Source organism: Cytobacillus firmus (assembly GCF_023657595.1).
Lineage (GTDB): Bacteria > Bacillota > Bacilli > Bacillales > Cytobacillaceae > Cytobacillus > Cytobacillus firmus_B.
The window spans coordinates 3167564-3188536 of the sequence record NZ_CP098323.1; the positions used below are offsets into that span (position 1 = coordinate 3167564).

The following is a 20973-nucleotide window of genomic DNA, read 5'->3' on the forward strand; positions in this document are numbered from 1 at the left end:
CTTGAATAAACACCGCACCAAGAAAATGCGAATGCATTTTTGAGGATCTCGCACCTTCCGCTCCAATCAACTCTGCAACAATATATATAAAGGAACAAACCTTGCGAAATCAGTCTTAGAAAAACAGGGCACATTCATGCCCTGTTCTACACTATTACTGTTTTACTGCATACTTGGATTTCGCTTCAAGACGGCGGCGGTGCAGGATTGGTTCTGTATAGCCGTTTGGCTGATCATAGCCTTCGAAAACAAGGTCACATGCTGCCTGGAATGCAACCGATTGATCGAAATCAGCTGCCATTGGGCGGTATGCGGTATCTCCACTGTTTTGTTCATCTACTACCTTAGCCATTTTCTTAAGTGTCTCAAGCACTTGTTCCTTCGTGCAGATGCCATGGTGAAGCCAATTTGCAACATGCTGGCTCGAAATCCTTAATGTCGCACGGTCCTCCATTAAACCAATATTATTGATATCAGGAACTTTGGAACAGCCGATGCCCTGCTCAACCCAGCGTACCACATATCCGAGGATACCCTGTGCGTTGTTTTCCAGCTCTTCCTGGATCTCCTCTTGAGTCCATTGCGGATTTTCTGCAACCGGTATCTGCAGAATTTCGTCACGAAGGTCTGTAACTTCCTCCAGCAGCTTGTTTTGCACCTTCTGAACTTCTACCTGATGGTAATGCAATGCATGAAGGGTGGCTGCAGTTGGAGACGGTACCCAGGCAGTATTGGCGCCGGCGTTCAAATGGCCGATCTTTTGCTCCATCATATCTGCCATCATATCAGGCATAGCCCACATGCCTTTTCCAATTTGCGCACGTCCCTGGAAGCCTGTTTCAAGGCCTGTATTGACATTGGATTTTTCATAGCCTTTTAGCCAGGCTGTTGCTTTCATATCATTCTTGCGGATCATCGGGCCAGCTTCCATGGAAGTGTGCATCTCATCCCCTGTACGGTCAAGGAATCCGGTGTTTATGAAAACAATGCGCTCCTTTACTTCACGGATGCAGGCTGCAAGATTCAAGGATGTACGGCGCTCCTCATCCATTACACCAATTTTCAGTGTGTTCCGCTCCAGTCCAAGCAGATCTTCCGTCCGGTCAAATAACTCGTTTGCAAAAGCAACCTCTTTGGAACCGTGCATTTTTGGCTTAACGATATAAATGGATCCCTCAGATGTGTTTTGGTATGGTCCATTTCCAAGCAATGTATGCTTCCCGATCAGGGAAGTAACTACCGTATCGAGGATCCCTTCCTGCACTTCATTTCCTTCTGCATCCAAAATAGCGTTAATGGACATTAAATGTCCGACATTCCTGACAAACATTAATGAGCGTCCAGGTAATGAAAACTCCTTCCCTTCAGCAGACACATATGAACGGTCAGGATTCAATTTACGTGTCATTGATTTAGAGCCCTTTGTGAAGGCTGCGGAAAGGTCACCTTTCATTAAACCGAGCCAGTTGCGATATACAAGGACCTTGTCTTCAGCATCAACTGCGGTTACTGAATCCTCACAGTCCATAATTGTGGTAATTGCAGCTTCAAGTAAAACATCCTTCACCCCGGCATCATCCGTTTTTCCAATTGGGTGGCTTCTGTCAAACTGAATCTCAAAATAAAGGCCATTATTCTTTAAGAGTACCGCAGAAGGCTGATTCTGCTCTCCCTGGTATCCGGCAAACTTTGCTTCTTCTTTTAGTTTTACAGTTTCCCCATTGCCCAGCACAACTGCCAGTTTCCCTTCATCAACCTTGTATTGTACAGCGTCTTTATGCGAACCGCTTGAGAGAGGAACAGTTTGGTCAAGGAATTCCCTGGCAAATGCAATAACCTTTTCTCCCCTTACAGGATTATATCCGCCGTCCCTATTTGCCCCATTTTCTTCACTGATTGCATCGGTTCCATAAAGTGCATCGTACAAGCTTCCCCACCGGGCATTTGCTGCATTGATCGCATATCTCCCGTTATTAACTGGAACGACCAATTGCGGTCCGGCCTTCACAGCTACTTCTTCATCCACATTTTCTGTAGTAATTTTAAAATCCTCGGCTTTTGGCTCAAGATAGCCGATCTCTTCCAAAAATGACTTATAGCTATTAAAATCAAAATCCTTGTTTTCCCTGTGCCATGTGTTCAGCTTATGCTGAATTTCATCACGCTTTGCAAGCAATGCTTTATTCTTAGGGGTCAGATCATTTATAAGCGCTTCCAAACCGGACCAGAATTGCTCCTGACCAACGAAGCTTCCCGGCAAAGCCTCGGAATTGATAAATTCATAGAGCTCCCTTGCAACCTGCAGACTTCCTGTTTTCACATAGTTCTCCATTATTCATTTCCTCCTTTGATTGCTGCTTTTAATTTCATTTGTTTCTTATTACGAAACAGCGTTTCTAACTTTCTCTTAAAAAAATAATAGCATGTTTTCAAAAGTATTTTCAATAATTTTCACACAATTTTATTCTTCTCTGATTTCAATGCCAGCCTTTCACCAGGAAAGGCTGGCAATTTTTTATGAAATTGCCTGGGCCTTCATCTCTTTTTTAACTTCCGCACATCTGCCTGGCGATGGGAACAGCTTTCCTGCATTTAAAAGATTATGGGGATTAAAGACTTCCCGGATCTCTGTCTGGGCAGCAATTTCCTCTTCTGTGAAAACAAAGCGCATTTCTTCCCGCTTCTCAATGCCGACGCCATGTTCTCCAGTAATGGTCCCTCCAACATCCGCGCATACCTTCAGACATTGGCTTCCAGCTTCAAGCGCTTTCTCTGATTCTCCTGGTACCCGTGCATCAAAAAGAACAAGGGGGTGAAGATTTCCGTCTCCTGCATGAAAAATATTCGCAATCCTCAAACCCGATTCACTGCTGATCTGATTGATTCTGCTTAAAACCTCAGGCAACCTGCTTCGGGGAATAACCCCATCCTGAACCAGATAATCAGGAGAGATGGCTCCCATTGCACCAAAGCCCGTCTTCCGGTTCGCCCACCATCTGGCTCTTTCCTCTTCACTTCCGGCCGCCCGGACTTCACGGACATTCCTCTTTCGGCATACCTCGAGGATCTGGTCAATCTGTTCCTGAATTCCCGCAGCAATCCCATCCACTTCAATCAGGAGCACTGCTTCGATATCTTTTGGATGGCCTACCGGAAAAGCAGCAGCTTCCACCCCTTCAATCGCGGTTTTATCCATCATTTCAAGGGCTGCCGGCACTATACCAGCAGAAATTATGTCCGATACAGCCTGGCTACCATCATCAACCCGATCAAAGTAGGCAAGTACGGTCTGTTTTCCTTCAGGATTTTTCAGAACTCTGACTGTTATCTTTGTCACAATGCCAAGGGTTCCTTCAGAACCTGTGATCAGACCAAGCAAATCATATCCTGGAGCATCCGGAATACCGTCTTTACCTATTTCAACTATATCGCCATTAGGCATGACAACTTCAAGTCCAAGAATATGGTTTGTCGTGACTCCGTATTTCAGACAATGTGCACCGCCGGCATTTTCTGCCACATTGCCCCCAATGGTACAGCAATATTGGCTTGATGGATCTGGTGCGTAATAATATCCTTTATCGGATATGGAATTGGTGAGTTTCAGATTGACAAATCCAGGCTCTACAACGGCACGGCGATTTTCCAGATCTACGCTAATAAGCTTTTTCATCCTGACCATACTGATAATGATTTCTCCATTAAGCGGTATGGCTCCGCCGCTTAGCCCTGTCCCTGCTCCCCTTGCCAGGAAGGGAAGATCGTTTTCAGAGCAATATTTAACAATCTCCGCCACTTCTTGTGTGTTTTTAGGAAAAACGACGGCCTTCGGCAGATGTTTATGAATCGTAAAGCCGTCACAGTCATAGGCAACAAGATCTTCTTTCAGGTAAAGAATGGAACGGGCACCGCCAACGATATCAGCCAAATTTAAGATGTGTTTGTCCTTTGATTTAACCCGGTCTTTTGCTTTCACTCTTCTCCCTCCCGCATACGGTCTTCCTTTTGATAAGCCCAGTCCAGAAGCTGGACTGTATGGACGATTTTCTGGTTTCTGCCGTATTTTTGAACTCCCATTGCCATCTGCAGCATACAGCCAGGATTACCCATCGAGATCATTTCCACATCATCGGGAACATTCTCCATTTTGCTTTCAAGGACCGCATTGGCCATTTCAGGATTGGTAATATTGTAGATACCTGCACTTCCGCAGCAGCGGTCTGAATTAGGCATATGAACCATGTCTACACCGGGAATATCAAGGAGAATATCGCGCGGCTGCTGCCGGATCCCCTGTCCATGCGCTAAATGACAGGCATCATGATAAGTAATTCTAGTGTTCATCTCAGCCTTTGGCTTTTCATAGCCTGTTTCATGAAGAAATTTTGAAATATCCTCTACCTTTTCAGAAAACTCTTCCGCTTTTGCATGCATTTCCGGGTCTTCCTTAAATAATTCTGCATATTCCTTCATCATGCACCCACACCCGGCAGCATTAACAATCACTTTATCAAAGTCCTTGAATGCCTCCATATTCTGCTTTGCCAGCTTCCTGCCCATATCACGGTCTCCAGCGTGAACATGCAGGGCCCCGCAGCAAGTCTGGTTTTGTGGAATGACAACATCATTTCCATTCCTGGTCAGTACGTTGATGGTGGATTCATTAATATCACTGAACATGACATCCATTACACAGCCGGTCAGCATGGCAACTTCCTGCTTTGTCTCCCCTGTTGCTTTTATTACTTTTACGTCTTTATATTTCTTTTTAACAGGCTCTTTCACTTCAGGCATGATGGATTCCATATCTACGAGGTGCTGCGGCATGACATTGATTAATTTAGTTTTCCGGACAGCTTTTTGCATGCCGCTCTTTTGATAGAATCTCAGAAGGCTGCCGAGCGTATTTAAGCGATTCTGGTGCGGGAATAGATCATGAAGAAAAAATTTGCTGATGGCTCCTTTTACACCTGTTAATGGCATTGCCTGACGAATCTGGCCCCGTGCTTCCTCAATCAAACCGCCCACATCGACATCAGCCGGGCATGCAGTTGTACAGGCGCGGCAATCCAGACATTGAAACACCGGGTCCATGAATTGCTCATTTACTTGAAGCTTTCCTTCTGCGACTGATTTAATTAAGTGAACCCGGCCCCTTGGAGAATGCTGTTCCTGGCCTGTCTGTTCATATGTCGGGCAAGATTCCAAACACATGCCGCAATGGACACAGTCAGCCCATTTCTTTTCATCGGGCGGATCGCTCCATAAATAATTTCCCAATCCTGAAGTACATGGCGGTTCTTGCTTTAAATCGAGTTCCCGGACACTCATTTAAATCCCTCCTATGAATCTGTTTGGGCTTAATGTTATATTTGGGTCAACCTTTGTTTTAATCCCATGGAGCAAAAAGAAATAAGAAGGTTTACTTCCCCAAACATCCACTTTTTTCCGAAGCTCAAATGGCAGGTGTTTTGCAATCGCATATCCTCCTGCTCTTTCAGCGGACTGCCTTACGTGTACAGCGGCATTGGCGACATCTGACTCTGCTCCTCTAATGGTCACTTGACTCAACCCATGCCCAAGTCCTCCATGTGACTCGATACTTACATTAAATCGGTCCTTCAGCAGTTCCGTTTCCTTTAACAAGTTCAACGCTTCAAGATTTACAGTTCCAATTTTAAGAGTGGCTTCGGTTTGGATTGGCAATTCCCCATCCAATCCATTGGGGATGTGCCTGTAAAACCGGTGCCAAAACAAATCGGCTTTTTCTTTTGGATTTATAAACAATTCCGCATCATCAGGCAGCATATTCCTCACGAATTCTTCCTGATAGCGGACAGAGCTTTCCACATCTTCAAAACCCATCGCTATAGTGTAGGCGTTTATTCCGGCTAGCTTATCAGAAAGTGCCGGATTCAGGAGTTCAAGTGAGACAGGTTCAATCATAGAGTCCAAAACCTTCACAGCAAAAGCTTTAATTCCCTCCAGGTTTCCTTGTGGAAACGAAACAAGAACCAGGCTCTCGCACTTAGGTATAGGGCGAAGCTTTAAGGTGACCTCAGAAATGACACCAAGTGTGCCCATCGCCCCAATAAATAGTTTATTCATATCATAGCCGGCCACATTTTTTACGACTCTTCCACCGGATCGGATTACTTTTCCATCAGGGTAAACAGTCCTTAAACCAATGACTGCATCACGGGCTGAACCGTAGCCCAATCTTTTGGGTCCGCTTTCATTTGCTGCAATGATCCCGCCTATTGTGGCATTTTCAGGCCAATAAGGATCGAGTGATATTTTTTGATTATGCTGTGCCAGATAATCCTGAAGATCTTTAAAGCGAGTTCCGGCTTTTACTGTTAACGTCATATCTCCGGGCGTATGTTCCACAATCCCTGTATATTTTTCAAGCGATAGAAGAAAATCCGTTTTTTCGGTTAAGCCACCGAACCCCCGCTTTGTGCCTCCGCCCATAATGTTGATGGTTAAACCATTCGAATCTGAATGCTTAAGTACAGCTGCAATTTCCTCTTCTGTTTCCGGAAAAACAACCATATCTCCGGAATTGCCAAATGGGCTTGAAGCTTCATTTTTACTAATCTGGTCTTCCCTTAAAGAAGCCTTTAACTCACTTATTGATTCTGCTGCAATCAAACTATCCACCGCCTTTTGTTTCGTAATAACAAACAGTGTTTCTAATATTAATCAAAAAAACATCATTGCTCCTGAAGGATACTCATCTGCAATAGTTTCTCAACCAATTCTAAATGGTCAACCATGTTCTTATGTGCCTGATCCGGCTGCTGATTTTTAATAGACAAATAGATCTCCAAATGCTGCTCTTCAATTTTCCTCGCAATGTCAGCCCGTGTTTCGAGGTAATGGTGAAAATCAATCATGGACTTTTTTAATGTTTCAGAAATGAACTGCACAAATTGGATAAGGATATCATTACCTGCTGCACGGGCAATCGCCATATGAAACTGGTAATCCTCCTCCCATCCATGTATGGCTGCATCGGAAATCAGCGTCTTCATCATTGCCAAATCTTTATCCGACCGATTTGCAGCTGCCATTTCAGCAAGCCCTGTTTCCACCATTTTTCTTGCCTGGAACAACTCCTGGATGTCTTTTATGTCCGGATGCAAATGCGGATTGATAAACAGCTTAGAAGAATCAAACCTGGTTATATAAGTGCCTTCTCCCTGCTTAACCTGCACAATTCCTTTGCCCTGCAAAGAGGTTAGGGCGTCTCTTACAGCTGACCGTCCTACGCCGAATAATTCGCACAGCTCTCTTACTGAAGGAAGCTTATCCCCAGGTTTAAAGGATCCTTTGGCAATCATATCTTCAATTTGCTCAGCAGCAATCTCAGAAATTTTGCGTGTTGAAATCTTTTTCACATTCATCCTAACGCCCCCCTTTCTTTGCAGACATCACATATCTGATAAGTTGTTTGTTATTTACTATTTAATCATGCTTAATTGTAATAATCAATAAAATATTTTGAATTTATTAAAAATTTGCGATATGGATAGGGTTTTTGTTTGGGCGCTGGGGGCAAATTCCGACTCATGTGGAGGAAATCTAGGAGATGAGGGCCGAACCTGGCGTAGCTTCTGACTCAAATAGAGGGAATATAGGAGATTGAGTGCGAACTTGGAGTAACTTCTGACTCAGATGGAGGAAATCTTGTAAACTGAGTCCGAACTTGGAGTAACTTCTGACTCAGATAGAGGAAATCTTGTAAACTGAGTCCGAACCTGGCGTAACTTCTGACTCAAATAGAGGGAATATAGGAGACTGAGTCCGAACTTGGCGTAACTTCTGACTCAGATGGAGGAAATCTTGTAAACTGAGTCCGAACCTGGAGTAACTTCTGACTCAGATAGTGGAAATCTTGTAAACTGAGTCCGAACTTAGAGTAACTTCTGACTCTGACAGGTCAAATCTTGAAATTTAAGTCTGAACTTGGTTCTACTTCGGACTCAGGAGCTGCAAATTCGATAACTTGAGTCCGAACCTGTTTCTACCTCTAACTCAGATAGGATCAAAAAAAACCTGACTTCCAAATTTCACATGGAAGTCAGGTTCATTTCACTATTCTATAATGCGTACAACACGGCCGTTAAACTTAGTTTTCCAATAGCCGCTTGACATATTTGCAATCGCAACTCCCGTAGAGCTTTGGGAACCGATAAATTTACCGCCGCCGAGGTAAATGCCTACATGGCCATCCCTTTTGTAGGTATCAAAGAAAACAAGATCTCCCGCTCTCATCTCGCTTGCTGAAACCTGGCGTCCGGCAAATTTAAGAGAATCTGTGCTAGCTCCGACACTGATTCCTGCCTGGGAGAATGACCAGTGTACAAAGCCTGAGCAATCAAATCTTCCATTTGCGATATCATAAGCATTTCTGCCGCCGCCAAACACATAAACAGAATTACCGATATATTTATTGCCTGCAGTCGTAACAATGCTGATTGCGCTTCCGCCATTAACGCTTGGCTTTGGAGCAGACGTGCTGGAACCTTTTGTTTTTTGGGCAGCAGGTTTTTGCTTATTCACTGCAGCTGAGTCTGATGGTGCTGAAGCCACTGACTGGGCTGCCGGTACAGATTGAGCTGCCGGTGCTGTCTGGGCCGCAATGCTTTGTTCGATTTGAGCAATCAATGATGCATATTTAACATCTTCACTCTGCAGCTTTGCCTTTTTATCAGCAATAGAGTTTTCCTTTTCTTTTAATTGCTGGATTAATGAGCTATTTTGCTGTTTTTGCTCTTCCATAGTAGCCTGCATGCCCTTTAACTCAGTCATCATGCTTGTTAATCCCGCAAGCTCTTCTTCTACTGAAGCCTTCTTTTCTTCAAAAGCTTTTTTATCCTGTTCCTGTTCTTCCAGTAATTGCTTGTCTGCCTGAACAAATGTAGTTACTGCTCCGACACGGTCAACGAAATCACTGAAACTGGAAGCACCAAGAAGAACATCCAGGTATGCAACCGATCCGCCGCTTTCCTGGAAAGATTGTGCACGCTGCTTCAGTATAGCACTTCTCTTTTCAATTCTATCCTCGATGATCGCCATTTCTTCCTTCAATTTTTCTACTTCGGCTTTTGTATCAGTAATATTAGTTTCCGTTTCTGCTATTAATTTATTATTATCTTCAATTGCTTTTTCAACTTTAGTAATTTTAGCATTTAACTCTGCAATTTCTTCAAGTACACTTACCAATTCCTTATCAGCTTCAGCCAATGTAGCCTGCAAATTAGAGCGTTGCTGCTGGATTTGGCTTTTTTGATTCTCGAGCTTATTAATTGATTCAGCATTTACTCCCGGGATTGAAAAAGCACTTCCAAGCCCAAGAATAATTGTCGTATTTAAAACGAGGAGTCTTTTTTTCAAAGTCATTACCCTGCTTTCTAATATGTACTCGGTCTATTAAACAGCCGTATATCAAACTATTTATCTATGTATATCTTTTCAGTTTTGTCTCTAGTAAATTTGTCTTTCCATGGAGGATTATACCATCCTTATTTGACAGACTTGTTAGAGTAATATTACAAAAATATTTCAAACGTGACATTAAACCCCTTTTTTCGCCATTCTAATGTGACATAATTCCTTATTTTACACATATGAAGGTATCCAACGTGAGTTGTAAGAAGGATACCAAAAAAATAAAAAAGACTGGAATCCAGAATATATCTTCCAGATTTCAGTCTTTTTATTCCATAAACTTGCTTTGAATGTCCTGATCGAATACAAATACTGACATTCCAAAATCCCGTTCTATATCAATGTCCACAAAAAGGTCTATTAGCCTTGCCTGCAAAAAATCTTCCATTTCTGCCGGCCGATTCTTTTTATACATTTCCTTGACCATTTCTGTTCTGGCAGCCCGAAGCATTTGTTTCCCTTCGTCTGCACTCGCTATAAACTTTTCTACAGGAGATAAATTCCCTTCCATTTCACAAATAGCCCAATTTTTGCAGAACGTGGTCCTAACCTTGCTTGGTCCTTTGCCCATATGCTTTTTCCGGAAGGAGCGCACTAAGTTACTGAATTCAGCTTCATATTTGTTCATATTCCAGCCCTCATAAACTCTAATTTCATGTATAATCTCATTTATACAAGTCTGTATACACTTTAATAAGTTAATCAATTAATACAATTATTGTCAAACTAAACAATCTAAATTTCTTGTTAACTGAAATTTTATGCTAATATTTTGTCAGTCGAAAGGTTTTAGGGGGAAAATTAATGGATATTCAAAGCAGCAGAAAAATTGTCAGATTTCAGAATGGAGTTTTGCAGGAAGCAGATGATTCAATTGTTTCTGAACACCCTCTCACCATTCACCTAAATGGAGAAGAGTTCGCAACAATGGTCTGCAGCCCAGAGAATATTCGGGAATTAACAATCGGCTTTTTGGCTTCTGAAGGCTTTATCAGGAGATTTGAAGAAATCAAGGATATTCAAATAGATGAAAGCAAAGGTTTTGCATATGTAGAGCTGCATACCCAAACTTCTACAGCAAGCCATGAATTCCACTCCAAGCGGTTTATTGGTTCATGCTGCGGAAAGAGCAGGCAATTTTATTTTCACAATGATGCCAGGACAGCCAGAACTTCTACATCAAAGCTGACCTTGTCTCCCAGCCAGTGCATCTCTTTTATGAAACAGCTTCAGGATGGCAGTCTGATTTTTCAAGAAACCGGAGGAGTACATAATGCCGCCTTATTTTCTGCAGATGAAATGATTGTCAGCAGAACAGACATTGGCCGGCATAATGCACTGGATAAAATCCTTGGTTATTGCATTGAAAACAGGATTTCTGTAAGAGATAAAGTCATTGCATTCAGCGGCAGAATCTCTTCGGAAGTCCTGCTAAAAGCAGCCAAAATTGGAGTTGGCATCATCCTATCAAAATCAGCACCGACTGATTTAGCCATCAAGCTGGCTGAAGACCTAAATATTACAGCGGTTGGCTTTATTCGAGGTCAGGCTTTTAATGTTTATTCTCATTCTGAAAGGATCGTTTCAGGGGAGGAAGATTAAAAAGAGGGGGCTGACACCCTCTTTTTCATTTAAAAAGGATCTAAATTCAGTTCACATTTATGCTGAAAATTTGAATATACAAATGTATTAAGCGTATATATGTGTTAGAAATCCTTTAAAAAAAAGGCAAGTCAAAGCTGTTCTTTGACTTGCCCTCTCTTAAAACATTGGATGTGGAGGATCTATACCCAGAACCGTTTCGCCATCCACGGTTAACCAGATGTAATAATGGTCAATTTCCGTTCTGAGGACTTTCTCGATCTTTGCTATTAATCCTTCCTGCAATTCAAATGACAATCTTGCTGTTTCTTCACCTAATTCATAGCCCTGTAACCCCATTAAATCAGCTATATACCTAGCTTCTTGATACGATACTTCTACATATTTATCATATTCAGGTAAATATGCAGCCTCTGACGTCTTCGCGTTGAAAACAAGTACTAACATCAAACTTAATAGAACAATTGCTGCTTTCTTCATTATTATTCCCCCTTTAAATTTTCACTAATTTTTCTTTTATTTTAATAAATGTATCAACGATCTCTGGATTGTACATGGTACCCCGATTTTGTATAAGTTCATCTATTGCTTCAAGTACACTTCTGCCTTTCTGATAAACACGATCAGTAGTCATTGCATCAAATGAGTCTACAACAGAAATAATGGCAGCCTCGATTGCAATTTCATCCCCTTTAAGTCCTTTGGGATATCCTGTTCCATCAAATCTTTCATGATGCTGCTCTACCACTTCGCCTGCTTCTATTAAACTCGGCAGACCTGTTTCTTGCAATATTTCGCGTCCAAACGTCGAATGCTGTTTCATTAAATCCCACTCATCAGAGGTTAATTTACCCGGTTTTTGAAGAATCTCAACGGGCACCTTTACTTTTCCTATATCATGCAAGAATGCAGCAAGATTAAGTTTTAAAATTTGCCGGGAATTTAAATCAAGCGCGTCAGCCATGAGCATTGACATTTTTGTAATTCGATCGCAATGGTCACTTGTATATCCATCTTTTTCTTCAATTGATATGACCAAATCTCTTAATTCATTTGTCACTTTGCTATAGTAATGAAATACTGGATTAGAGGTTACATATAAAAATTCAGATTGACCTATTGATTGAAAAATATGATGTTCAGTTACAGGACATCTTTGGAACGAATCACCGGGTCTTAGCGTTTTTTCTCCATTAGAATCTTTTAATAGCAGTTCACCGGAAAGCATATGAAGATATTCCAGCGTTTCACCGCCTTCTAACGGTTCCAGTCCCCACCTTGCATCTGGCTCCAGCCTATGATAAATAACCTCTGTCCCATCCCCCGAAGCAATCAGGGAGATTTGCAACCCTTTCATGTGGACTGTTTCAATGAAACTACCTTCATTTATGATGCCCACTTCATTACCCTCTTTCTAATACCTTCTCAAATGATGTATGTATTGGGTATACCTATTTATCTATCCTTATTGCAATTCTAGTATATGGTTTTCCATTTTTCCACAAAATTCTGCTATATTTTTGGTTTATAAGATAATATTGTAAAAATTTGAGTCTATATACCTATTTTTATTATGTTATATAATAAAAAGCCAGTGACCTGATTAGCGGTCACTGGCTTGCTTTCATTCTCTCTTGTTTGGAGGAACATCACTTTCGTTATTTTCCATTTTGTGCAATTTCTGATCTTCTGGAAGCTGGGTGTTCCTTTCCATGGCGCTTGTATCTTCGCCCATTCCTTTTAAAAAGGTGATCAGGAGGGTAACTGCCCGATTGACTTCCGGATCTTTCAATGCCTTAACAAGATCAAAATAGCTTGTTTTTTCATCAGTATCTTTGTATTCCGCCACTCTTGCAATACCTGAATTTAATTTTAACAGCAAGGGTTCAAGCTGCTGGACATTTATAGTACCGAGGGTTCCAACCATAAGAAGCAGGTTTTTTATTGTATTTGTAGCTTCCGGTTTGTCTAATGCTTTAACAAGGACATTCAAAACTTTATCTCCCTGTCCAAACAGGCCATTCAATAATGAGAGAACTCCCCGATCATGCATATGTCCGACCGCTGTCAGAAGCTCAAGTATAGGTTCCTTATTTTCTATGAGGGCATTCTCCACTTCTTCCAGGTCTTTTTTTCGTTTATCCTCGGGTGACAATTCAAAACGCTTGATGTTATTAATCGCTTTAGCCATGCTGCTTCCGCTCCTTTTTCACCAATTCTCCCGGGAAAATATAATCTTTCCTTGCCCATTTCTTTTGGACATTTACACCTATTTGCGGCTGCGGATTGCCATAGCGGTGATTAATTCTAGGAAGTGGATTGCTGCCTTCTTCTCTCAGAATTTCAAGCTTTACCTTTGTTTCCTTATATGCCGGTGTATCAGTATCCTTGTCGGCATAGCTGCTTGTTAATAAATTTATGGCCGCGTCTCCTCTATCATTCATAGGAAGGTAAACTTCCTTTCCTTTTACCCTGTCGGTTATATGGCATTTAACTTTAACATTGCCATACGGTGAAGTCAGTCGAACAAGCGTGCCGTCTTTCAAGCCTCGCTCCTTTGCCAGCTCCGGTGATACCTCAAGGAACACTTCCGGTGTTTTAGAGCTGATTCCTTTTGACTTATATGTCATATTCCCTTCATGGAAATGCTCCAGGAGACGGCCATTATTGACATGGATATCATATTCCGCCGGGAATTCAAGAGCAGGAGTCCAATCTACCGGAAAAAGTCTTGCCTTGCCATCCGGGAACGGGAAGCCATCCGTATAGAGGAGTGGAGTGTCAGTTCCGTCCTCAGCGACAGGCCATTGCAGACTATTGTATCCTTCCAATCTATCATAGGTAACGCCAGCGTATAGAGGCATAAGCTTTGCTGCTTCGGCCATTACTTCGCTAGGATGTGTATACGTCCAGTCTGCTCCTAAGCGATTCGCAACTTCAGTAATAATCTGCCAATCCGGCTTTGAATCTCCAAGGGGCTCAAACGCCTTGTACAGACGCTGGATTCTTCTTTCTGTGTTCGTAAATGTCCCTTCCTTTTCCAGACTTGGGCTTGCCGGGAGAACAACATCTGCAAACTCAGCTGTACGGGATAGAAAAATATCCTGGACGACAAAGAAATCAAGCTTCTCAAATGCTGCCTGCACATAATTGATGTTGGAATCCACAAGCCCCATATCTTCGCCCTTCAGGTACATCGCTTTCAGCTGCCCCTCATGAACTCCCTCTACCATCTCGTGATTATTCATTCCGGCTTTTTCAGGAAGCTTTACACCCCAGGCATTTTCGAACTTCCTTCTCACATCAGGATCTGACACCTTTTGGTAACCAGGCAAATTATCAGGACTGCTTCCGAAATCTCCTGCCCCCTGTACATTATTATGGCCCCTTAATGGATATGCACCTGCACCAGACTTAGCGTAATTGCCGGTTACTAGCAGGAGATTTGAAATGGCTGTGCTTGTATCACTGCCTCCTAGATGCTGCGTGACACCCATTGCCCATAATGCAGAAACACTTTCGGCTTCATGAATCATTTCAGCCATTTTGATTAGATTGTCTCTGGAGATACCGGTTGTTTCTTCTGCAAATTCCAGCGTATATTTCTCCAGATTTGATACAAATTCCTCCAGTCCGTTCACTTTTTCCTGAAGAAACTTCTCATCCGCCCAGCCCTGATCGATAATGTATTTCGTAATGGCAGAAAGCCATACCATATCAGTACCGGCTCTAGGACGCACAAACAGATCCGAACGCTCTGCCATTTCGTGTTCCCTCAAGTCAGCCACGATTACTTTCTGGCCGTTAAGCTTCTGGGATCGTTTCACCCTGGTGGAAAGAACCGGGTGGGATTCCGATGTATTAGAGCCGATTATCAGCACTAATTCGGCGTTTTTAATATCTTCTATAGAACCTGCATCACCGCCATATCCAACAGTTCGGAATAAGCCTACCGTTGCCGGAGTCTGGCAATACCTTGAACAGTTATCAATATTGTTCGTTCCTACAACTGCCCTGCCAAGCTTCTGCATGAGATACGATTCTTCATTGGTGCATTTAGAAGAAGTAATAAAGCTTAGCGCATCCGGGCCATGCTTTTCTTTGATTTCTGTAAATTTCCGGGCAATCAGATTTAGAGCTTCGTCCCATTCTGCTTCACGAAATGAATCGCCTTCCCTGATTAGCGGTTTGGTTAAACGTTCCTCACTATTTACAAAGTCCCAGCCAAATTTCCCTTTTACACATGTAGAAATGCCATTGGCGGGCGCTTCTGCCTGAGGTTCAACCTTCAATATTTCGCGGCCTTTTGTCCATACGTCAAAGCTGCAGCCGACCCCGCAATATGTGCAGACGGTTTTGGTCTTTTTAATTTTCTCTTCCCGCATAGCAGCTTCCATATCGGATATCGCCAGAATGGAGCCATATCCTGTTTCAACATTTTTAGTGATTTCGATCATTGGACGAAGGGTGTTTTTGGCTATGCCAGTCAGAAACCCTGCTTCGCCTTCCATCCCCTTTTCCATCATGGCATTACACGGACAAACAGTGGAGCAGTGTCCACAGGAAACACAGGAGGACTCGTTAATGGGCACATCATTATCCCATATAACTCTTGGTCTCTGTCTCTCCCAATCAATTGTTAGGGTTTCAGTAACCTGGACATCCTGACAGGCTTCCACACATCTGCCGCAAAGAATGCACTGATCCGGATCATATCTGTAAAATGGGTGAGATTCATCCTTTTCATATGGCTTATGATCAAACGGGATGCTTTGATGATTGATTTTCATCGCCTTAACCGTATTATGTACTTCACATCCCCCGTTGTTATAGTCACAAACCGTACAATACAGCTCATGATTAAAGAGAATTTTATCCATGGCAATAGTCTGTGCCTGTTTTACATCAGGTTCCACCGTATCGATTATGTCTCCATCTTTAATTTTCGTGGAGCATGACCGCACAAGTTCTCCATTCACGGAAACAATGCAGGTATCACAGGTTTCTATTGCTCCCAGGCTGGGATGGAAGCAGACCTGAGGAATTTCGATCGAGCTGTCATTTAATAACTGCAAAACGGTTTGATCCTGTTCTGCCTTCATTTCTATCCCATTTATCTTTATATTTAGTGATGGCGGCAAATCTATCATCCTTTCAATGAATCAGTTTCTTGGTTTTCAGTACCCTTGCTGAAAAAAGTTAAACGTTTAGTAAATGATATTGGCTGACTTGCCCTTGCATTCTTAAAAAAAGACAACAGAAAAAACAGCTGAAATTTTCAGCTGTTTTTATCGGATTCATTTTTAACATAATGATAACAAGTGAGATCTAAGAACCTCTTTCATTTTACTTTCAGTATAAGAATCAGGCTTCATCACAGCATGGAGAGAACTCCCGTTTCTCAGTTATTAGTGGCTGCCATTCTTCTGCAGAACTTTAAGGCCGGAACCCATATCAGATGCAAGCACATAATTGCGATCTACGAATACACCCCAAATATTAGATTTGCTTGGAATATAGACACCAATTTCCTCGGGATTAGATGGATCAGTAATGTCTACTGTCCTTACTCCGCCAGCATAATGGGAGAGGTACAATGTGTTCCCCTGGACCTTAGGATCGTGAACTGTCGCACCACCAGGAATCTTCTCAGTGAAATCCGTTCTAAAGGTACTTAGCAGCTTTGGATTCGTTTTATCTTTAATATCATAAATCATGGTGTACCCATAGGCACTCTCAAAGCCCTCTCTAGTAGGTCCGAATACCTCCCTTGTTTCAATAAGGACATTCCCGCCTTTAGCTAAATCCATTGAATGGGCAGCTCCCTGAACATCGTTGGCAAAATCAGTTCTGCCAAGGTATACCGGATTTTTGGCATCACTGATATCAAGCATGATTGTTCCTAAATCCCAGTAGGAGAGGAAGGCTGTTTTCCCGGTTCCATCTGTTTTGACGCTATGTGCAAATGCTGCCCTTTTAACTCCTTCTTCATCAGTCCAATTATACCCGTCATAATTCTCATCACTTACTTCAGGAATATAATTGCGCGGATTAAATTCATAAATGGTTTCAGGTGACGATGGTTTTGAAACGTCTACAATATTAACATCCATCTTCTCCCCATGAGAGTATAGATCTGCATAGCAATTTGCAGTCAGCACATAAACATTATTCCCCTGGACTGTAAGGTAAAGTTCATGTGTTCCTCTCGCACCCGATGTATCTTCCCAGAAACCCAGCTCTTTCGGTTCTCTTGGATTTGTTACATCATATAATACAAATCCTCCCTTTGCATCAGGGTTGGTGCGGTCGACCTTTTGAACGCTGACTGCAGCTAAGTCTCCTTTGAAATGCTTTGTATTCACCGTTTTCACAATCACTTTTTCCTGCCAGGTCCCTGGAAGGTGAGCGAATGACGACACTTCTACTGGATTTGAAGGATCTTTCATATCAAATACACGGACACCGCCTTCTCCGCCATTTTTTGTATGTGTGCCTACATAAGCAAAGCCTTTATGCGCATAAACATCACCCGATGAATTTTGTACCCCCTCTTTAACTTCTTTCAGAGGAACAGCAGCCACTTCTTGAAGATTACCTGTATTCTTGCTGCCTTCTAGCAATGGGACCGCTAATTCAACACCAGCCAGACTATCGCCTTTTTCTATACCTCCGCTGAATTCATCATGCGCAAGAGCTGTCGTGCCTCCGGCTGAGAGTACAAGCGCTCCTGCCAATGCTGTTTTAATCAGGATTTTCTTCTTCAAATTAATTCCTCCTTATTTGTGGTGCCTATGTAATCGGTACACATTAGAATTTAAGCGTCCCGAAATACTGCAGTTTCTATATTAAAGAAAATTCAGAATTTTGAATATCTACAATTTTTCCTATTATTTCTACATAATAAGACAAATAATGCTCCCTCCTATATCACTAGATTACAAGGGATTATATATTTCTTTTGTCCCAAAAAAAACACCTCCCAATGGAAGATGCCTGCAAAAATCTATTTCCTGCTTTTCAGCTTTCTTTTTACTGCCGGAACAACATACTTTTTTACTATAGTTGCACCTTGTTTTACTATAAAAGCTTTAATTATTCTTTTTACAACCATGAACGGATCCCTCATTTCGGTTTGAACATCATTATGATATCCTTTACCTTTTCAGTGTGCCCGCTAAACTTCAAATTAAAAAGCCCTTAAAAAAAAGGGCTTCTTGCCGAATTATAAACGCATATCTTTAAAAGGATTCTTCCATTCCATCAAGGCGCCATAATTAAGGGACTCTTCATCTTCTAAATAATTTTCTGCAACACAAAGAGGTGTCCTGCCGCACCTCAGCAAAAATGTAATGACCGGATCCTTCTTTTTCCCCTCGATCAGTTGCTGGAGATAGTCTTCGGCGGACAATTCATGGGCGCATTTATGATAGCCGGGCATCCGTCCTCCACCTAGCAATCGATCAAGTCCTAAGTTTATGACAGTCTGATACATAGACTGCATCAAAAGTTTGCCAAGACCTAGATTACGGAAACCAGGCCGTACACTTATATCGACAATATATAATGTATTCCCTTGAGGTTTATGATTGCGTATATAGCCGCTGTCAGTTATTTCTTCCCATGTATGCTGTGGGTGTGAAGGATCAAAATCAGCAATCAGCCCGGTTAAGGACCCTGCCAATACTCCATCAGCCTCAATACAGAGTGCACCCTCCGGAAAGAGTTCTACATGATTTGCCAGCTGCTCACGATTCCACCATAAATTTGAAGGAAATGGCGGCGGAAAGCATTCTGCCTGAATGTCTATTAACTGATCGAAATCTTCTTTCGTATAATTTCTGATTACAGCCGGCACCGGCTTATCCCCGTCAAACACAAAAAATTCGCTTCGATATGCCATATGTTATCCTTCGATATTTTCTTTTTCCCAGTCTACATACAAATCTGTTCTGCGATCCCGCCAGGTCGTAACCGAACCGCGCTCACGGACTTCATATAAAAGGCTAAGGTCAAGATCGGCAGTCACAATCATATCGTCATTCAGCTCGCCTTCCACCATAATCCCCTTAGGCGGAAATGGAATATCATTCGGTGTAATGACGGCTGCCTGCCCGAAATTGGCACGCATAAAATCGACAGTAGGCAGGGAGCCAATAGTCCCTGTAACCACAACATACACCTGATTCTCAATCGCTCTTGCATGGCTTGTATAGCGGACACGGTGGAACCCATGACGGTCGTCTGTACAGGAAGGGCAGAAAATAACATCTGCTCCCTGGGCTTTAGCCATACGGACGATTTCCGGAAACTCAATGTCATAGCACGTCAGAATGGCTATTCTGCCTTTATCTGTATCGAATACACGAAGGCCTTCACCAGGTGACATATTCCACTCATGGACTTCAGTAGGCGTGATATGCAGTTTTGCCTGCTCTTCAATCCGCCCATCCGGATAAAATAAATGTGCCACATTATATAGGCGTCCATCTCTGTTAATTACGTGTGTACCGCCGATTATATGCATGTTTGTTTGTTTAGCAAAATTGGAAAATAGGTTTTTATATTGTTCAGTAAAACCAGGCAGCTCATTAATGGTCAGACTTGTTCCCTGCTCGCTTCCTATTGATAAAAGCTGTGTGGTGAAAAATTCAGGAAATAAAACAAACTCAGACCCAAACTCCTGGGCAGTTTTAATATAATGCTCACATTGGCTGGCAAACTCTTCAAATGAACGAATGGTGTGCAGATGATACTGCACCGCGGATACACGAATTTTCAATGTACTCCCCCTCATCAGAAAAATGTATAGATGAGTATCACTCTATCTTTAAAAGATTATCAATGATTTTCCTGCAGAGCACAATACTTTTTTATCGGAAAACGAAATTTTTTAATTAACACTATTTTATTTTACAAACCAGACTTTTTGAATTTTTTTCTCTTTAATTTCATACATAGCTATCGCATAAATAGATTGGCCGTCCGCTCTTCCAGTTACATACTCATAATCAATAACTATATTTTCTTTCACCATTCTGGAAATCAGCTCAGCGTGCTGATTCGGATTGTTTCTAAAAAGCTGACTGTACCTCTCCCTCATTTTTTCTTTTCCCCTATATATAACTTCGTCCCCTGGGAATGTCATTACTATAACACTATCACTGTATACTCCCAGAAATTCATCAATGTTATGCTGGTTATAAGCATCTAGCTGCTGCTGAGCAAGCCTTTCTGTTATTACATCCAAATGGTCACCATCTTTCCATGTTTTCTTTCTATCCTAAAGATTTATGGCATGCCAGTCTAGGTTTGTATAACAAAAAAGCATTACACCTAAAAAGTAATGCATCAAGTCGCTATTTTAACAATTTGCTTATTCCTGTAATAACATCAATACCTTTTTTAAAATCATTGTTTGCTGCATTGAGTACTTTTAAATATAGACTTAAAAGGGAAGCGTTTTGTTTCTTTAATTCCGCCACCTCTTTTCGAGTTGCTTTCAACTCGGACTTTATTGCTTTCATTTCTTTCTGCAAGGAAAGAAGTTCTCTATTTTCGGTGTGTTGAGCCTCTTCGATTGCTGCTCCATCTTTATCTTCAGACGGCTTTTGGGAGATTTCTTCGACCAGTCCCATAAGGGAATCATCCTTTAATATCTTATTGGCCATTTTAAATAAAGATCCGAAATTGATATTTTTTTCATCCTTCAGTAAGTTAGCTGCAAGTTTCTCTACAGCCTCAGAGTTATACCGATTTTTATTATTTTCCGGTTTTTCTAATGAATTGTTCATGTTTATTTTCCTCCATATCTATTCCGTCCTACTTCGTTTTCATTCACTATTCTATGAAACTGCAATATATATGAAATGGACAAACATACAGGTTCAAAAATATTTGATGATTTTCTGCATA

Annotated in this window: 17 protein-coding genes; 1 reads left to right on the plus strand and 16 read right to left on the minus strand. The window is 41.9% G+C overall.

Annotation, left to right across the window (positions count from 1 at the left end):
- Positions 1-154 precede the first annotated feature (154 nt).
- From NAF01_RS15995 to NAF01_RS16025, 7 genes are all read right to left on the minus strand, one after another.
- Positions 155-2332, minus strand: a complete 2178-nt coding sequence (locus NAF01_RS15995; protein ID WP_222499742.1) for a malate synthase G — start codon at positions 2330-2332, stop codon at positions 155-157.
- A 183-nt stretch (positions 2333-2515) separates the two neighbouring features.
- Complete coding sequence (locus tag NAF01_RS16000; protein ID WP_250800793.1) at positions 2516-3976, minus strand: FAD-linked oxidase C-terminal domain-containing protein; 1461 nt, start codon at positions 3974-3976, stop codon at positions 2516-2518.
- Positions 3973-5331, minus strand: coding sequence for a (Fe-S)-binding protein (locus NAF01_RS16005; protein WP_163144403.1), 1359 nt, complete (start codon positions 5329-5331; stop codon positions 3973-3975). The genes NAF01_RS16000 and NAF01_RS16005 overlap by 4 nt, the downstream gene beginning before the upstream one ends.
- The gene (locus NAF01_RS16010) at positions 5332-6654 is read right to left on the minus strand and encodes an FAD-binding oxidoreductase (RefSeq protein WP_197249369.1); all 1323 of its coding nucleotides are present in this window, start codon (positions 6652-6654) and stop codon (positions 5332-5334) included.
- Between the two features lie 62 nt (positions 6655-6716).
- Positions 6717-7409 (minus strand): FadR/GntR family transcriptional regulator, encoded by a 693-nt coding sequence (locus NAF01_RS16015; RefSeq protein WP_048011045.1) that lies wholly within the window; start codon positions 7407-7409, stop codon positions 6717-6719.
- Between the two features lie 691 nt (positions 7410-8100).
- Positions 8101-9408, minus strand: coding sequence for a coiled-coil domain-containing protein (locus NAF01_RS16020; protein WP_250800794.1), 1308 nt, complete (start codon positions 9406-9408; stop codon positions 8101-8103).
- A gap of 316 nt (positions 9409-9724) precedes the next feature.
- The gene (locus NAF01_RS16025) at positions 9725-10084 is read right to left on the minus strand and encodes a Na-translocating system protein MpsC family protein (protein ID WP_035329572.1); all 360 of its coding nucleotides are present in this window, start codon (positions 10082-10084) and stop codon (positions 9725-9727) included.
- A gap of 176 nt (positions 10085-10260) precedes the next feature.
- Here NAF01_RS16025 and fdhD point away from each other — a divergent pair, with 176 nt between their 5' ends.
- Positions 10261-11058, plus strand: coding sequence for a formate dehydrogenase accessory sulfurtransferase FdhD (fdhD, locus tag NAF01_RS16030; RefSeq protein ID WP_048012069.1), 798 nt, complete (start codon positions 10261-10263; stop codon positions 11056-11058).
- Between the two features lie 159 nt (positions 11059-11217).
- Here fdhD and NAF01_RS16035 read toward each other — a convergent pair whose 3' ends face one another.
- The 9 genes from NAF01_RS16035 to NAF01_RS16075 form a co-directional block, all read right to left on the minus strand.
- Complete coding sequence (locus NAF01_RS16035; RefSeq protein ID WP_048012068.1) at positions 11218-11538, minus strand: hypothetical protein; 321 nt, start codon at positions 11536-11538, stop codon at positions 11218-11220.
- A gap of 13 nt (positions 11539-11551) precedes the next feature.
- The gene (locus NAF01_RS16040) at positions 11552-12457 is read right to left on the minus strand and encodes an HD-GYP domain-containing protein (protein ID WP_250800795.1); all 906 of its coding nucleotides are present in this window, start codon (positions 12455-12457) and stop codon (positions 11552-11554) included.
- Between the two features lie 225 nt (positions 12458-12682).
- Positions 12683-13249, minus strand: a complete 567-nt coding sequence (locus NAF01_RS16045) for a helical membrane plugin domain-containing protein (RefSeq protein WP_222499753.1) — start codon at positions 13247-13249, stop codon at positions 12683-12685.
- Positions 13242-16208, minus strand: a complete 2967-nt coding sequence (gene fdhF, locus NAF01_RS16050; protein WP_226617540.1) for a formate dehydrogenase subunit alpha — start codon at positions 16206-16208, stop codon at positions 13242-13244. The genes NAF01_RS16045 and fdhF overlap by 8 nt, the downstream gene beginning before the upstream one ends.
- 258 nt (positions 16209-16466) lie before the next feature.
- Positions 16467-17825: an LVIVD repeat-containing protein gene (locus NAF01_RS16055; RefSeq protein ID WP_226617539.1), complete on the minus strand. Its 1359-nt coding sequence runs from the start codon at positions 17823-17825 to the stop codon at positions 16467-16469.
- 458 nt (positions 17826-18283) lie between these two features.
- Positions 18284-18961, minus strand: coding sequence for a GNAT family N-acetyltransferase (locus NAF01_RS16060; RefSeq protein WP_226617538.1), 678 nt, complete (start codon positions 18959-18961; stop codon positions 18284-18286).
- A 3-nt stretch (positions 18962-18964) separates the two neighbouring features.
- Positions 18965-19840, minus strand: coding sequence for a carbon-nitrogen hydrolase family protein (locus NAF01_RS16065; protein WP_163144428.1), 876 nt, complete (start codon positions 19838-19840; stop codon positions 18965-18967).
- Between the two features lie 126 nt (positions 19841-19966).
- Positions 19967-20308, minus strand: coding sequence for a nuclear transport factor 2 family protein (locus tag NAF01_RS16070; RefSeq protein WP_226617537.1), 342 nt, complete (start codon positions 20306-20308; stop codon positions 19967-19969).
- A gap of 109 nt (positions 20309-20417) precedes the next feature.
- Complete coding sequence (locus tag NAF01_RS16075; RefSeq protein ID WP_226617536.1) at positions 20418-20852, minus strand: hypothetical protein; 435 nt, start codon at positions 20850-20852, stop codon at positions 20418-20420.
- Positions 20853-20973: the final 121 nt, after the last annotated feature.

Bases quoted from the DNA above. Each gene is read 5' to 3' on its own strand.
- fdhF (WP_226617540.1), bottom strand. From the start codon at position 16,208: ATGATAGATTTGCCGCCATCACTAAATATAAAGATAAATGGGATAGAA.
- fdhD (WP_048012069.1), top strand. From the start codon at position 10,261: ATGGATATTCAAAGCAGCAGAAAAATTGTCAGATTTCAGAATGGAGTT.
- NAF01_RS16035 (WP_048012068.1), bottom strand. From the start codon at position 11,538: ATGAAGAAAGCAGCAATTGTTCTATTAAGTTTGATGTTAGTACTTGTT.
- NAF01_RS16060 (WP_226617538.1), bottom strand. From the start codon at position 18,961: ATGGCATATCGAAGCGAATTTTTTGTGTTTGACGGGGATAAGCCGGTG.
- NAF01_RS15995 (WP_222499742.1), bottom strand. From the start codon at position 2,332: ATGGAGAACTATGTGAAAACAGGAAGTCTGCAGGTTGCAAGGGAGCTC.
- NAF01_RS16020 (WP_250800794.1), bottom strand. From the start codon at position 9,408: ATGACTTTGAAAAAAAGACTCCTCGTTTTAAATACGACAATTATTCTT.
- NAF01_RS16045 (WP_222499753.1), bottom strand. From the start codon at position 13,249: ATGGCTAAAGCGATTAATAACATCAAGCGTTTTGAATTGTCACCCGAG.
- NAF01_RS16005 (WP_163144403.1), bottom strand. From the start codon at position 5,331: ATGAGTGTCCGGGAACTCGATTTAAAGCAAGAACCGCCATGTACTTCA.
- NAF01_RS16075 (WP_226617536.1), bottom strand. From the start codon at position 20,852: ATGAACAATTCATTAGAAAAACCGGAAAATAATAAAAATCGGTATAAC.
- NAF01_RS16025 (WP_035329572.1), bottom strand. From the start codon at position 10,084: ATGAACAAATATGAAGCTGAATTCAGTAACTTAGTGCGCTCCTTCCGG.
- NAF01_RS16015 (WP_048011045.1), bottom strand. From the start codon at position 7,409: ATGAATGTGAAAAAGATTTCAACACGCAAAATTTCTGAGATTGCTGCT.